This window comes from Micrococcus sp. KRD128, from assembly GCF_017168395.1.
GTDB lineage: Bacteria > Actinomycetota > Actinomycetes > Actinomycetales > Micrococcaceae > Micrococcus > Micrococcus luteus.
The window spans coordinates 171,266-185,303 of record NZ_JABFAX010000019.1 but is presented as its reverse complement, the minus strand read 5'-3'; the positions used below and the strand labels follow the sequence as shown (position 1 = coordinate 185,303).

At 77.3% G+C, this 14,038-nt stretch carries 12 protein-coding genes; 9 read left to right on the top strand and 3 right to left on the bottom strand.

Annotation, left to right across the window (positions count from 1 at the left end):
- Window positions 1-66: 66 nt before the first annotated feature.
- The 6 genes from J1M44_RS10460 to J1M44_RS10435 all read left to right on the top strand — a co-directional run bounded on the left by J1M44_RS10460 (window position 67) and on the right by J1M44_RS10435 (window position 8,496).
- Complete coding sequence (locus J1M44_RS10460) at window positions 67-1,203, top strand: GuaB3 family IMP dehydrogenase-related protein (RefSeq protein ID WP_002857600.1); 1,137 nt, start codon at window positions 67-69, stop codon at window positions 1,201-1,203.
- A gap of 48 nt (window positions 1,204-1,251) precedes the next feature.
- Window positions 1,252-2,217 (top strand): SURF1 family protein, encoded by a 966-nt coding sequence (locus tag J1M44_RS10455; protein WP_002857602.1) that lies wholly within the window; start codon window positions 1,252-1,254, stop codon window positions 2,215-2,217.
- Entirely contained in the window at window positions 2,214-2,762 is a 549-nt protein-coding gene (locus tag J1M44_RS10450) for a DUF3817 domain-containing protein (RefSeq protein WP_010080440.1), read from the top strand. The genes J1M44_RS10455 and J1M44_RS10450 overlap by 4 nt, the downstream gene beginning before the upstream one ends.
- Before the next feature lie 22 nt (window positions 2,763-2,784).
- Window positions 2,785-4,404, top strand: a complete 1,620-nt coding sequence (guaA, locus tag J1M44_RS10445; protein WP_158530772.1) for a glutamine-hydrolyzing GMP synthase — start codon at window positions 2,785-2,787, stop codon at window positions 4,402-4,404.
- A 98-nt stretch (window positions 4,405-4,502) separates the two neighbouring features.
- Window positions 4,503-8,267, top strand: a complete 3,765-nt coding sequence (locus J1M44_RS10440) for a DUF4011 domain-containing protein (protein ID WP_206480944.1) — start codon at window positions 4,503-4,505, stop codon at window positions 8,265-8,267.
- Entirely contained in the window at window positions 8,257-8,496 is a 240-nt protein-coding gene (locus J1M44_RS10435; RefSeq protein ID WP_206480943.1) for a hypothetical protein, read from the top strand. The genes J1M44_RS10440 and J1M44_RS10435 overlap by 11 nt, the downstream gene beginning before the upstream one ends.
- 19 nt (window positions 8,497-8,515) lie before the next feature.
- Here the strand turns inward: J1M44_RS10435 and J1M44_RS10430 are convergent, their stop codons facing one another.
- Window positions 8,516-8,785: an FmdB family zinc ribbon protein gene (locus J1M44_RS10430; RefSeq protein ID WP_095353601.1), complete on the bottom strand. Its 270-nt coding sequence runs from the start codon at window positions 8,783-8,785 to the stop codon at window positions 8,516-8,518.
- Window positions 8,786-8,873: 88 nt separating this feature from the next.
- Complete coding sequence (locus J1M44_RS10425; RefSeq protein ID WP_241253004.1) at window positions 8,874-9,539, bottom strand: 5-formyltetrahydrofolate cyclo-ligase; 666 nt, start codon at window positions 9,537-9,539, stop codon at window positions 8,874-8,876.
- 57 nt (window positions 9,540-9,596) lie between these two features.
- On the opposite strand from J1M44_RS10425, the gene J1M44_RS10420 reads away from it, so the two are divergent.
- The 3 genes from J1M44_RS10420 to J1M44_RS10410 all read left to right on the top strand — a co-directional run bounded on the left by J1M44_RS10420 (window position 9,597) and on the right by J1M44_RS10410 (window position 12,063).
- A complete protein-coding gene (locus tag J1M44_RS10420) occupies window positions 9,597-10,223 on the top strand; it encodes a GNAT family N-acetyltransferase (protein WP_206480942.1) in 627 nt (208 codons plus the stop codon).
- A 77-nt stretch (window positions 10,224-10,300) separates the two neighbouring features.
- Window positions 10,301-11,140, top strand: a complete 840-nt coding sequence (locus J1M44_RS10415) for a hypothetical protein (RefSeq protein WP_241253003.1) — start codon at window positions 10,301-10,303, stop codon at window positions 11,138-11,140.
- Between the two features lie 128 nt (window positions 11,141-11,268).
- Complete coding sequence (locus tag J1M44_RS10410; RefSeq protein WP_206480941.1) at window positions 11,269-12,063, top strand: phosphotransferase; 795 nt, start codon at window positions 11,269-11,271, stop codon at window positions 12,061-12,063.
- A gap of 64 nt (window positions 12,064-12,127) precedes the next feature.
- Here the strand turns inward: J1M44_RS10410 and J1M44_RS10405 are convergent, their stop codons facing one another.
- Window positions 12,128-13,963: a hypothetical protein gene (locus J1M44_RS10405; protein WP_145032733.1), complete on the bottom strand. Its 1,836-nt coding sequence runs from the start codon at window positions 13,961-13,963 to the stop codon at window positions 12,128-12,130.
- Between the last annotated feature and the right edge of the window lie 75 nt (window positions 13,964-14,038).

The window sequence follows — 14,038 nt, the reverse complement described above, 5'->3', positions numbered from 1 at the left end:
CGGACGGGGGCGGCGCCGACGACACGGTCGGCGCCGCCCCCGTGGCGCCTGGGCTAGGCTGGCCCGGTGACGAACCAGATTGAGATCGGCCGCGGCAAGCGCGGCCGCCGGGCCTTCTCCCTCGACGACGTGTCCGTGGTGCCCGCGCGGCGCACCCGGGATCCCCAGGACGTCAGCCTCACGTGGCGCATCGACGCCTACACGTTCGACATGCCCGTGATCGGTGCGCCCATGGACTCCGTGATGAGCCCCGAGACCGCCATCGCGATGGGGCGGCTGGGCGGTCTCGGCGTCCTCAACCTCGAGGGCCTGTGGACCCGCCACGAGGACCCGCGCCCGCTGCTCGAGGAGATCGCCGCCCTCGAGGCCGGCCCGGCCGGGACCGAGGCCACCCGCAAGCTGCAGGAGGCCTACGCGGCCCCCATCCGCCCCGATCTGATCACCGAGCGCCTCGCGCAGATCCGCGAGGCCGGCGTCGTCGTCGCGGGCTCGCTCACCCCGCAGAACACGCAGGAGTTCTACCGCACCGTCGTGGCGGCGGGCGTGGACCTGTTCGTCATCCGCGGCACCACCGTCTCGGCCGAGCACGTCTCCTCCACCCAGGAGCCGCTGGACCTCAAGCAGTTCATCTACGAGCTGGACGTGCCCGTGATCGTGGGCGGGGCGGCCGGCTACACGCCGGCCCTGCACCTGATGCGCACCGGCGCGGCCGGCGTGCTCGTCGGCTTCGGCGGCGGCGCGTCCACCACCACGCGCCGCGCCATGGGCATCCGCGTGCCGATGGCCACGGCCATCTCGGACATCGCCGAGGCGCGCCGCGACTACATGGACGAGTCCGGCGGCCGCTACGTGCACGTGATCGCCGACGGCGGCGTCTCCACCTCGGGGGAGATCGTCAAGGCGATCGCCATGGGCGCGGACGCCGTCGTCCTGGGTGCCGCCCTGGCCCGCGCCACCGACGCCCCCGGCGGCGGCTGGCACTGGGGCCTCGAGGCCGCCCACCCGGAGCTGCCGCGCGGGCACCGCACCCACGTGGGCCAGGTGGCTCCGCTCGAGGAGGTCCTGTGGGGTCCCGGCCGCCACGCGGACGGCACGTCCAACCTGATGGGCGGCCTGAAGCGCGCCATGGCCACCTGCGGCTACACCGAGCTCAAGGACTTCCAGAAGGTGGAGGTCCTCGTGACCCCCACCCAGACCGTCTGATCCCCGCCGCCGCATGGCGGCACCCCCGACCGGAAGAGTTGATACGGCGTGCTGCGCACCGCCCTCAAGCCCGTCTGGCTGGCCACCCTGGTGCTGGCCCTCGTGGCGGCCGCGGTCTTCGTGGCGCTGTCCAAGTGGCAGTTCGAGTCCGCGGAGACGAACGCGCCGCCGCCGCGCACCCAGACCGAGCACGCCGTGCCGTTCCTGGAGCACGTGCGCCCCTACGAGGCCCTGCTCGGCTCGCAGGCCGACCAGGTCGTCACGGTCGAGGGGGAGTTCGTGCCCGGCACGGACGTCCTGGTCGGCCCGCGCCTGCTGAACGGCCGCGACGGCTACTGGACGGTCACGGCCCTGCGGGTGGCCGGCGCCCCGGACGGCGAGGTCGTCCCGGTGGTCCGCGGCTGGTCGGCCGACGCCGACGTCGTGGACCCCGCGCCCACCGGGCAGGTCACCGTCACCGGACGCCTGCTGCCCCCGGACGGGCCGCTGCCGCGCGAAGCCGCGGCCGAGGACACCGCCGACCGGCTCCTGTACCGCAGCCTGGCCCCGGCCCAGCTGGTGAACGTGTGGGACGAGCCGTCCTACGCGGCGTACGTCGCGGCGTTCGAGATGGTCGACGCCGCAGGCGCCGAGACGGGCGCGGCCGGCCCCGGCGGGCTCGAGCCGGTGTGGGTGGCCCCGCAGCCGGAGGAGACCCAGATCATCTGGCTCAACGTCTTCTACGCCGTGGAGTGGATGCTCTTCGCCGGCTTCGCCCTGTTCCTGTGGTGGCGGTTCGTCCGCGACGACCACCTCCGGGACGAGCACGAGCGCCGGCTCGACGAGGAGTGGGCCGCGCAGTGGCGCGCCGAGGAGCTCGAGCGGCGCCGGGCGGCCGCGCGTGAGGCCAAGGAACGGGCCGTCGCGGCGCAGGCCGCGGCGCACCCACGCCAGGACCACGACGACGACGGGGCCGCGCGCCCCGACCCCCGCGACCCGGGCCCCCGTGGGCCCCGAGAGGAGCAGAGCCGATGAGCACCCAGCACCCCGGCCCCCAGCCGGTGGACCCGGCCAGCCTGCCGGATCCCGAGGACATCACGGAGGCCGACCTGCCCGAGCCGCCCCCGCGGCCGGGCCGGGAGCAGCGCCGTTTCGCCGGCACCCAGCAGCAGATCCGCTCCGCCACCCGCCTCTACGTGGTGTGCGCGTGGATCACCGGCATCATGCTCCTGCTGCTCGTGGCGGAGATGGTGCTGAAGTACGGCATGCACGTGGAGCTCTACGCGGGGGGCACCACCCTGGACGGGGACGCCAACGGCCTGGGGCTGCACCCCACGGACAGCGTGACCGGGGGAGTGAACCTGTCCCTGTTCATCCTCATCGCCCACGGCTGGATGTACGTGGTGTACCTGCTCGCCTCGTTCCGCCTGTGGTCCCTGATGCGCTGGGAGCCGCTGCGCCTGCTGGCGATGGCCGGCGGCGGCGTCGTGCCGTTCCTGTCCTTCGTGGTGGAGAAGCGCATGACCCGCGTGGTCCGGGACGAGCTGCACCGCTTCCCGGACGCCGCGCGGCGCTACTGAGCGCCTCGACTATCCTGGACGGGTGACGCAGAACGCCCCCCACCCCGACACCCCCACCCCGCTCAGCGACGTGATGCCCACGGTGCTGGTGCTGGACTACGGCGCCCAGTATGCGCAGCTCATCGCGCGTCGTGTGCGCGAGGCCAACGTCTACTCCGAGGTCGTGCCCGCCTCCACCCCGGCGGCGCAGATCCTGGAGCGCGAGCCCGCGGCGCTGATCCTCTCGGGCGGGCCGTCGTCGGTGTACGAGCCCGGCGCCCCGCAGCTGGATCCGGCGCTGCTCGAGGCCGGGGTGCCCGTGCTGGGCCTGTGCTATGGCTTCCAGTCGATCGCGCACGCCCTCGGCGGCACCGTGGCCAAGACCGGCACCCGGGAGTACGGCTCCACCCGCCTGGACTCGGTGGATGCCGACTCCGTGCTGTTCGCGGACCAGGACCTCGAGCAGGTCGTGTGGATGTCCCACGGCGACGCCGTGACGCAGGCGCCCGAGGGCTTCGCCGTGACGGCCTCCACCGCGGGCGCCCCCGTCGCCGCGTTCGAGGACCGCGAGCGCCGCATCTACGGCGTGCAGTGGCATCCCGAGGTGGGCCACTCCTCCCGCGGCCAGCGGGTGCTCGAGCAGTTCCTGCACGTGGGTGCGGGCCTGGGCGCGGACTGGACGGCCAGCGGCGTGATCGAGGAGCAGGTCGAGCGCATCCGCGAGCAGATCGGGGACAAGCGGGCCATCTGCGGCCTGTCCGGCGGCGTGGACTCCGCCGTGGCCGCGGCCCTCGTGCAGCGCGCCATCGGCGACCGCCTCACCTGCGTCTACGTGGACCACGGCCTCATGCGCGAGGGTGAGTCCGCCGAGATCGAGCAGGCCTTCGGCGAGGCCCACGGCGGCGCCCGCCTCGTGATGGTGGACGCGCGCGAGGACTTCCTGTCCGCGCTGGCCGGCGTCACCGACCCCGAGACCAAGCGCAAGATCATCGGCGAGCGGTTCATCCGCACCTTCGAGAAGGCGCAGGCGGACATCGTCCTCGAGTCCGAGCACGACCCGGACGCCACCGAGGTCCGCTTCCTCGTGCAGGGCACGCTCTACCCGGACGTCGTCGAGTCCGGCGGCGGAGACGGGGCGGCCAACATCAAGTCCCACCACAACGTGGGCGGCCTGCCGGACGACATCGAGTTCGAGCTGTGCGAGCCGCTGCGCGAGCTGTTCAAGGACGAGGTCCGCGCCGTGGGCGCCGAGCTCGGCCTGCCCGAGGGCATCGTGCACCGCCAGCCGTTCCCGGGTCCGGGTCTGGGCATCCGCATCATCGGCGAGGTCACCCAGGAGCGCCTGGACCTGCTGCGCCGCGCGGACGCGATCGTGCGCGCCGAGCTCACCGCGGCCGGGCTGGACCGCCAGATCTGGCAGTGCCCGGTGGTGCTGCTCGCGGACGTGCGCTCCGTGGGCGTGCAGGGTGACGGCCGCACCTACGGCCACCCGGTCGTCCTGCGCCCCGTCACCAGCGAGGACGCCATGACGGCGGACTGGGCGCGGATCCCGGACGACGTCCTGTCCCGCATCTCGAACCGCATCACGAACGAGGTCGACGGCGTCAACCGCGTCGTGCTCGACGTGACCAGCAAGCCGCCGGGCACCATCGAGTGGGAGTGAGCGGCGCGTCCGGCGCCGCATCCGGCCGCCCCTGACCGGGGCGGCCGTCCGCACGAAGACCGCCTGGACCCAGGCGACGGAGGAAGGACCGCACGCACGTGACCGAGCAGGAGTTCCCGCGCCTGGCCCGCGCCCGCGCCGCCGCACGCCCCGACGAGGGGCAGACCCGCCCCGACCCGGCCGCCTGGGTGTCCTCCCTGGGCTCGGGCGCCGAGAACGACACGATGCTGCGGTTCGCGCCCTCGGCGGCCAACAGCATCGACCTCACGGAGGCGAACTCCTCCGGCGTCTCGCAGCTGCTGCTGGGGCGGCGCACCCGCCTGTCCACCCTGCTGCCGGCCGGCCCGGTGCTGGACGCGGCGCACGAGGTCTCCCTCGGCCTGCGCGCCAAGGTCCGCGAGCTGGCGGAGGAGCGCGGCATCGACGTCGGCGCGCTCGCCGTGGGCGTGGCCACGTGGACGGCCGAGGAGGACGGCCGGCGGGAGCGCCGCTCGGCCCCCGTGCTGCTGGCCCGCGTGGCCCTGACGGTGCGCCGCGGCGCCCGGGGCCGGGACGAGCTGGAGGTCCAGATCACCGAGCCGGCCCGCCTGAACCCGGCGCTCGTGCGGAACCTGCGCCGGCACCACGGCATCGCCCTGGACCCCGAGGCGTACCAGCAGGCCGCCTACGCCACGGCGCGCCTCGAGCCCGCCCCCGCGTTCGCCCGTCTGCGCGAGGAGACCGCCGCGATCGCGGACCTGCACGTCCAGGACTGCCTGCTCGTCTCCACGTTCGCGGACCTCGGCGAGACCGCCTCCCTGCCCGCCTCCCTCGAGGATCTGCCCGTCGTCCAGGCCCTGTACGACGCCGGCACCGGCATGGTGCCGCGCCCGGCGGCGCTGCAGCCCACGGGCGCGCCCGCGGAGGACGACGTCGCCCCGGCGGACGAGCGCCTCGTCGTCGACGTCGACGCCGCCCAGGCGCGCGTGCTCGAGCACGCCGCGGCGGGGGAGTCCCTCGTCGTGGCGGCCGCCCCCGGCACCGGGCAGACCCAGACCGCCGCCGCCCTGGCCGCACGCCTGGCCTGGGAGGGCCGGCGCGTGCTGGTCGTGGCCGAGCGCTCCGCCGCCCTGGCCGACGTGCTCGACCGACTCGAGGAGGCGGACCTGCGCTCGATCGCGCTGGATGTGCCCGCCAACGCGGACCCCGAGCTGCTCCGGCGCCAGCTCGTGCAGGCCGTCCTGCGCTCCGAGCGGGCCGTGGAGCCCGACACCGCCCGGGACGAGGCCGCGCTGACCGAACGGCGGCGCCGGCTGCAGGAGCACGTCGGCTCGCTGCACCACGTCCGCCCCCGCTGGGGCTGCTCGCCGTTCCAGGCGATGCAGGCCCTGGCCGCCCTGACCGGTCTCGAGACGCCGCCGGCCACCACCGTGCGCCTCAAGCGCTCCGTGCTGGACTCCACCGTGAACCGGCAGGCCGTGGGCGAGCAGCTCGTGCGCGCCGGGGAGCTCGGCGCGTTCTCCGCCGCCGCCACCGAGAGCCGCTGGTTCGGCGCCCGCGTGCGCAACGTGCAGGAGACCGAGGCCGCCTCGGAGCTGGCCGACGAGCTGGCGGCGGCCCTGCACACCACCCGGCGTGCCGTGGACACCGCCGCCGCCCAGGCCGGTCTGCGCCCCGAGCGCACGGTGGCCGGCTGGGCGGAGCAGGCGGACCTCTACCGCCGTGTGGCCCGCACCCTCACCGAGTTCACCCCCGAGGTGTTCTCCCTCGACGTGCCGCAGCTGGTCGCGGCGACCGCCACCAGCTCGTGGCGGCGCCTGCACCTGGTCGAGATGTCCTCGGTGGCCCGGTCCCGCCTGCGCCGCGCGGCGAAGGACGCGGTCCGCCCGGGCGTGCAGCCCACGGACCTGCACGGCGCCCTCGTGGACGCCGCCGCCGTCCTGGAGGACTGGAACCGCCACGCCGCCGAGCCGGGCACGCCCCCGCAGGTGCCGGACCAGGGCGAGCACGTGATGGGCCACGTCGGCCAGGTGCGCGAGCACCTGCGCCGGCTCGAGGCCGTCCTCGCCCCGGAGGCCGTGGCCGAGGGGCCGCTGGACGAGCGCGACGTGGACGACCTCGTGGCCGCCGTCGACGGGCTCGTGGCGGACCGCGACACCCTGGCCACGCTGCCCGAGCGCACCCTCGTGCTGGACAGCCTGCGCGACCACGGCCTGGCGGAGCTGCTCGAGGACCTGCGCGACCGTGAGGTGCCCACCGAGGCCCTGACCGCCGAGCTCGAGCTGGCGTGGTGGCAGTCCGCGCTCGAGGCGATGATCTCCGGGGACGACTTCCTGGCCATGATGAGCGGCACGGACCTGGCCGAGGTCGAGCGCGGGTTCCGCGACCTGGACGGCGCCCATCTCGAGCGCGGCGGCGCCCGGCTCTCCGCTGCGCTGGCCGCGCGCTGGCGGGAGACGCTGCGCACCTATCGCGCGGACGCGGCCGTGCTGCGCACCCTGCTCAAGCAGGGCAGTCCCACGGTCGAGTCCCTGGCCACGATCACCCCCGAGCTCCTGCAGCCGCTCGTGCCGGTGGTCACCACCTCGCCCATGGCCCTGTCCGAGTTCCCCCCGGAGTGGCGCGCCGACGTCGTCGTGCTGCTGGAGGCCGACGCGACCGCCCTGGCCACCGCGATGGGCGCGCTCACCCGCGCCCCCCAGGTGGTGGCCCTCGGCGACCCGGTGATCGGGCGCCCGCAGTCGTTCCAGGTGTCCGTGGACCCGACGGCGACCGCCGGGCCCCTGCGCCCGCTGCGCTCGGCCCACGACGCGCTGGACGAGGTGCTGCCCACCCTGCCGCTGCGCACCGTGCACCGCCCCCTCGAGCGGCGCCTCGTGCGCCTGCTCTCCGCGCTCGCCTATGACGGCGCCCTGGACGCGCTGCCCACCGCGGGCGAGGCCACCGGCCGGGATCGTGCCGTCACGGCCGAGTACCTGCCCGAGGGCACCGGCATCCCGATGACCGGCGGCGACGTGGTCGAGTCCACGAACGCCGAGGTCGCCCGCACCGTGGAGCGCGTGTTCGAGCACATCCGCGACCGGCCCGAGCAGTCCCTGGCCGTGGTCACGGTGTCCGAGCAGCACGCCCGCCGGGTGGCCGCCGCCGTGCAGGCCACGGCCGCGCAGGCGCCGTGGGCCCACGAGTTCCTCGCCCGCGGCCGCGGCGAGGACGCCGCCGAGGCCGAGCCGTTCGTGATCGTGCCGGTCGTGCGCGCCGCCTCCGTGGTGCGCGACGCCGTGATCCTCACCCCTGGCTACGGCCGCACCCCGCACGGCCGCGTGGTGCACCACTTCGGCGCCTTCTCCGACCCGGACGGCGAGCGCATGGTCACGGTCGCGCTCACCCGGGCACGCCGCCGCCTGCACCTCATCTCCGCGCTGCGCGCGGCGGACCTGGACGAGGACCGGCTCGACGGCGGCGCCCTCTGGTTCCTGCGGCTGCTCGAGGCCTACCTGGGCGACGACGCCGCGGACCCGGTGGGCATGGTGGGCGATCCGCTGCTGGCCGATCTGCGCGACCGGCTCGAGGAGCACGGCGCCCGCGTCCTGCCCCGCTACGGCGGCGTCATGGACCTGGCTGTGCTCGACCCGCGCGCGGACCAGGACGAGGCGCCCCGTCCGCTGGCCCTGGCCGGCGACGGCGGCGAGGTGTACCGCGCCCTCACGGTGCGGCAGCGCTCGCGGACCCTGCCCGAGGGGCTCGAGGCCCGCAGCTGGGAGCCCCGGACCCTGTGGTCGATCGACGTGTTCGCGGACCCCGAGTCCGTGGCCCGCGAGCTGGCCGACCGGCTCGGCGTGGAGCCGACGGACGAGACGGACGAGACCGACGACGATGTCCGCTGACGGCGCGCCGCGCCGCCGCGGCCCGCGCCGGGCGGACGCCCCGGGCACCGGTCCGGCCACCGCCGACGGCCGCGAGCCGCGCCTGCCCGGGATGCCCCGCCTGACCGGGCAGGCCGGGACGTCGCCGGCGACGGCGCCAACCGGGGACGCGGCCGGGGTCGAGATCGGCGCGGCCGAGGCCGAGCGCGACCGCTGGCTGCGCGAGCAGCGCCCGCCCCACTGGGGCTGAGCCGGTCCGATGCGGCCGGTCAGTCCGCGGCGGCGGAGGACGAGGACGACGTCGAGGACGTCGAGGACCCGGCGGCCGAGTCCGAGGTCGATCCGCCGGCCGAGCCGGTGCCGGAGCGCGAGTCGGTCCGGTAGAACCCGGAGCCCTTGAAGCTCACGCCGACCGAGCCGTACTGCTTGCGCAGGACGCCGCCGCACGCGGGGCACTCGGTGAGGGCGTCGTCGGTGAAGGCCTGGACGACGTCGAAGGCGTGGCCGCAGTCCTTGCAGCGGTAGGCGTAGGTGGGCATGCTCAGCTCCAGCTCGCTCGGGGCGCGCCGGGGCGCGCGATTCTGGGGGGATCCGACCCCCGATGCTACTCCGCGCCGCGGGCCGGGCTCAGACCCAGCGCAGCCCGGCCGCGGTGACGACGCCGTCCACGGGCCGGTCCGTGGGCTCGGCGGGGATGGCGCCCGCCGGCAGCAGCTCGTCCTCGAACACGAGGGCCACGGTGGGCACGGCCTGCGGCAGCTCGGCGAGGAAGCGGTCGTAGTAGCCCCCGCCCTGGCCCAGGCGCATCCCGTCCTCGGCCACCGCGAGCGCCGGCATGACCACCGCGGCCGCCGCCGCCAGCGCGTCGGTCCCGAGTCGTTCGCCCACGGGCTCGTCCACGGGGGCGTTCGCGGCGCGCGCGGTCGCGGCCTCCGGGTGCCACGGAGCCCAGCTGAGGCGTCGTTCCGGCTCGATCACGGGGACGAGCACCCGCGCCCCCGCGGCCAGCAGGCGGGTGCGCAGCACACCGGTGTCCGGCTCGGTGGCCATCGGCAGCACGGTGGCCACCACCGGGGCGGTCCCGTCCGCGGTCGCCGCGGCCACGCGCGGACCCAGCCACGCCCACAGGTGCTCGACGGCGGCCGCGGACTCGGCGGCGCGGCGCGCGGGGGAGCGGTCGCGGCGGGCGGCGCGCAGGCGGGCACGCAGGGCGGCCTTGGCGTCCACGACGTCGTCGACGCCGGCGACGGGGCCCGTGGTGGCGGGCTCGGGCACGGGAGGGGGAGTGCGCATGTCCCCATGATGCCCGCCGCACCGGAGCCGCGCCCGGCCGCGCATAGGATCGACGCCATGTCCTGGCAGCGTTCCCCCTGGCCCGTGACCCTGCGGCACGGCACCCTCGCCCTGCGGCCGCTGCGGCGGCGGGACCGGGAGGCGTGGGAGGAGCAGCGGGCGCACAACCGGGAGTGGCTGACGCCGTGGGACGCCACGAGCCCCGTGCCGGGCGCGGGCCCGTCATCGTTCGGGCAGGTGGTCCGCTGGCACGGCCGCCAGGGCCGGGACGGCAGCGCCTACACGTGGGGCATGGTCCTCGACGACGACCGCCCGGACCGGGACCGTCTGGTGGGGCTGCTGTCCCTGGGCGGGATCCAGTACGGCTCGCTGCTCTCCGGCTCGATCGGCTACTGGGTCGACCGTCGCGAGGCCGGCCGGGGGCTGACGCCGACGGCCGTGGCCATGGCGACGGACTGGGCGTTCCGCGGCGCCGGTCTGCACCGGGTCGAGGTCAACATCCGCCCGGAGAACGCGGCCAGCCTGCGGGTGGTGGCGAAGCTTGGCCTGCGCGACGAGGGCCTGCGGCGCGCGTACCTGCACGTGGACGGCGCCTGGCGGGACCACCGGACGTTCGCGGTGACCGCCGAGGAGGTCCCCGAGGGCCTGCTGGCCCGGTGGCTGGCCACCCGGCCGCGCCCCTGAGCGGCCCGGAGGGACACGCCGCGTGCGGACACGCCGCGATGGCCGGGCCGGTCCGCCCCCGGCGCTAGGCTGACCGCATGGATGAGACCACCGCGCCGACGACGGCCGTGCAGGCCGCGCTCGACGCGCTGGCCGACGCCCGGGTGAGCGCGTCGCTGGTCATCGTGGCCCTCGTGGCCTTCCTGGCCTGGCGGCTCGTGCTGCGCCGCCATCGTCTCGCGTCCGCCCCCGCCCGCCCGTCGATGCCGAGGTCCTTCATGCACCGCCTGCAGAGCTCGCCCGCCGTCCGTGCCCTGACCGCCCGGCTCTCGGGCCGCCTGAGCGCCGCCGCCGACGCGGCGCGCACCGCCCGCGGCCGGACCGGCCTGCACATCCGGTGGGGGCGCACGGCGCTGTTCCTCGCCGCCCTCGTGGCCCTGCTCGTGTTCCTCGTGGCCGGGCTCGCCGCGGCGTTCGGCGCGGGCACCCTTGCCCTGGCCGGCTGGTCGCTCCTGTTCGCCGTGGCCGGGCTGGCCGGCCTGCGGGCCCTCGCGGTCCGCGACCGCACCCGTCGCGCCCGGCCCGCCGCCGCCGTCGTCGACCCGGAGCGCCCCGCCGGCCCGGCGGCCGAGGAGCGCGAGGCCCCGGCGGCGGACCCCGAGCGGGACCGCCGCGTGCTGGAGACCGTGCTGGCCTTCGAGTCCGAGGCGCCGCGTCCGGCCGCCGCGCCCGCCGCGTCCCGGGTCGAGCCCGTGGTGGTGACCGCCTCCTCCGCCGCCGCCCCCGCAGCGGAGCGCGCCGTGACCATCCCCGCGGTGCCGCGCCCGCCGCCCCCGCCGCGGCGTGCCCGCCCGTCCCGGGCGAGCGCGGGATCCTGGAGGACGGCACCCTGTGGTGGTGGGCCCCCGCCGACCCCGTCCTGCCGGGCCTCACGCTGACCGGCGACCCGGATGCGCTCGCGGCCCTGCTCGGCACGGCGCCGGGCCGGGCCCGCCTTACGTGGCGCGGCTACCGTCCGCGGGACCGGGCGGTCCTGGCCGTCGAGGCGACCGGTGACGACGGCGTCGTGGCCCGCACGTTCCTGAAGGTGCTCCCGCCCGCGCGCGCCGCACGGGTCGCCCGGCGCATGGCCGCCGCGGGGGCGGCCGGGGTGCCGGTGCCCGCCGTCCTCGCGGCGCCGAAGCACGGGGTGCTCGCGCTCGCGAGCGTGCCGGGCCTGCCCTGGCGGGCGCTGCTGGCCGGGCCCGAGGCCGCCGCGCTCGACCCCGCGCGGGTCGCCGCGCTGCTGGACCTGCTGCCGCCGGTGCCCGAGGAGCCCCCTGGGCCGGCGGCCCCCCCGGCCGGGGCGGCCGGGGGCGCCGACGCGGACGACGGCGGACCCGCCGTCCTGCTCGAGCACGCCACGTGGGCCGCCGTCGTGCTGGACCCCGAGGCCCAGGACGAGGCGGCCGCCCGGGCGGACCGGCTCCGCGCGGCGCTCGCGGCCGGGGAGCCCGGCCCGCGCGTGCCCGTGCACGGCGACCTGCACCCGGGGAACCTGCACGTGGACGCGGCGGGGGAGCGGATCACCGGCGTGCTGGACGCCGACGACCTGGGCATGGGACACCGCGTGGACGACTGGGCCGTCCTGATCGCCCATCTCGAGGCCGGCGCCGTGGACCTCGGCGCCGGCGGCGCCGCGCTGCGCGCCGTGGCCGCACGGTTCCGGCGCCACGCCCGCAGCGAGGTCGACGAGGTGGCGCTGGCCGCCCGCGTCGCGACCGTGCTCGCCGCCCTCGCGGCGCAGCCGACCGCGCCCCGCGCCGTGCGGTCCGCCCGCCGGGCCGCCGCCGACGCCGCCCTGGGCCGCGTCGGCCTCTGACCCGCGACGGCTGCCGCCGCCGTCGGGCCGGCCCGCCGGGCCGGGCCGCCCCCTCGAGCGTCGGTCAGTCCGCGCCGAGCCCCTCGCGGAGCGCGTCGAGCTCGTCCCGGACGCGCGCGGCGCCGTCGTGGTCCCCGAGGGCGGACAGGCACTGGTGCAGGCCCGTGAGCGCCCCGAGGCGCACGAGCGTGGAGTCGGTGGAGTCGCACACCAGGCGGAAGAGCGTCGCGGCCTGCTCGGGGCTGCCGTCCTCGGCCACCACGTAGGCGGCGAAGAGCTCGGCCTGCGCGGCGCCCTCGCGGTCCCCGGCGGCCGTGAACAGGTCGGCGGACTGCAGCGCGGTGGCGATCGCCTCCGGCCCCCGCTCGAGTGACCACAGGGCCCGGGCGCGGGTGTCCGTGTAGTCGGCCACCTGCCAGTCGGCGCCGGCGTCCCGCACGAGGGCGAGCGCCTCCTCGAGGAGGTCGAGGCCCTCCGCCTGGCCGGACTCGCACAGCAGGTACCCGTGCGCGTGCAGCGCGGCCGGCAGCACCGCCGGGTCCTCGTCCACCGCCTGGCGCGCGGCCGCGACCGCCCGCTCGAACAGGTCGAGGGCGGAGGGCCGGGTGCGTTCGTCGCGCTCGCGGTTCACGAGGGCGCCGGCGGCCAGGAGCGTGCGCGCGGCGTCCTCCCACTGGCCGTGGGCCTCGAACAGACCGGCCGCCTCCCGCCACAGGGGCAGCGCGTTCTCGGCGCGGTCCTGGTCGTGGTGGGCGTGGCCGAGGTCCACGAGGGCGCGGGCCTGCTCGACGTCCCGGCCGTGGGTGGCCTCCCGGCGCACCAGCCGGGCGAGCAGGGGCTCGGCCTCGTCGGCGCGGCCGGCGAGCACGAGCTGGTGCGCCCACCAGTAGCTCAGGCTCGAGGCCTCCGGCGCCTCGGCCTTCTCCGCGTGCACGGAGGCCAGCTCCCACGCGGCCACGGCGACCTCCTCGTACCCGCCGAGGTCGCCGGCCACGCGCCCGGCCAGAGCCGCCGCGGAGGCGGCGCCGCGCCGCAGCCCGACCGAGGCCATCCGCTCCGCCGCCTCGAACGCCAGGTCGAGGGCCGCCGTCGGACGGTCCAGCTCGTGGGCGGCGATCGCCCGCACCGTGGTGGCGGAGGCCAGGACGGCCCGGGCGGCGGGCAGCGCGGTGACGACGGCGGCCGCCGCGTCCGCCTCGGCGTGCTCGCCCCGCCACAGGTGCAGGCGGGCGAGGAGCAGGTGCGCGCTGGACCACGAGCCGGTGGGCAGCAGGGCACCGGCCGCGCGCAGCCCGCCCAGGACGGCGATGACGCGGCGGGCCAGCTCGAGTGCGGCGTCCAGGTCCCCGGTGTGCACGCGGTGCACGGCCAGGGCCAGGGCGGCCTCGGGCAGGACGGTGTCCCCGGGGTCCTCGCCGGGGGCGCCCGGCTCGTCCTCCACGACGCCGGCCAGCACCGCCGCCTCGACCGTGTCCGGATCGCGCACGAGGGCGGCGCCGAGCTGGGACTCGAGCCCGGCCTGCCGGGGCCGGCCGAGGTGGCGCAGCAGCGCGGCGCGGGCCTCCACCCAGCGGGTCAGGGCGGCCTCGTCCCCGACCTGACCCGCGGCGACGGCGAGCGCCCGCAACAGGGCGAGGCGGACGTCGTCCTGGCCGGGCACGAGCGCGGCCAGGCCGGAGTCGGCGAGGCGGGCGGACTCCCGGGGCTCGTCGCGCAGCGCGGCCTCGAGGGAGAGCTCCCACCAGCCGCGGGCGTCCAGGGCGGTCGGGGCGTCGGGCGCCGCGGTGACGCGGGCCTGCCGGAGCAGGGCGTGCACCCGGTCCAGGGCGGCGTCGACGGCCGGCTCCACGGGGCCGCCGGAGGGGTCGTCCCGGCAGGGCGGGTCCTGCGGGGTGTCCACGGGCGCTGCTCCTTCCGGGGGTGGGACGGGTGGTCCTCCAGCCTAGGGCGCGGGTCGGTGGGCCGTGCCGCTGTT

Coding starts and splice junctions, on each gene's coding strand:
- J1M44_RS10450 (WP_010080440.1), top strand. CDS start 2,214: ATGAGCACCCAGCACCCCGGCCCCCAGCCGGTGGACCCGGCCAGCCTG.
- J1M44_RS10435 (WP_206480943.1), top strand. CDS start 8,257: ATGTCCGCTGACGGCGCGCCGCGCCGCCGCGGCCCGCGCCGGGCGGAC.
- J1M44_RS10430 (WP_095353601.1), bottom strand. CDS start 8,785: ATGCCCACCTACGCCTACCGCTGCAAGGACTGCGGCCACGCCTTCGAC.
- J1M44_RS10425 (WP_241253004.1), bottom strand. CDS start 9,539: ATGCGCACTCCCCCTCCCGTGCCCGAGCCCGCCACCACGGGCCCCGTC.
- J1M44_RS10420 (WP_206480942.1), top strand. CDS start 9,597: ATGTCCTGGCAGCGTTCCCCCTGGCCCGTGACCCTGCGGCACGGCACC.
- J1M44_RS10415 (WP_241253003.1), top strand. CDS start 10,301: ATGGATGAGACCACCGCGCCGACGACGGCCGTGCAGGCCGCGCTCGAC.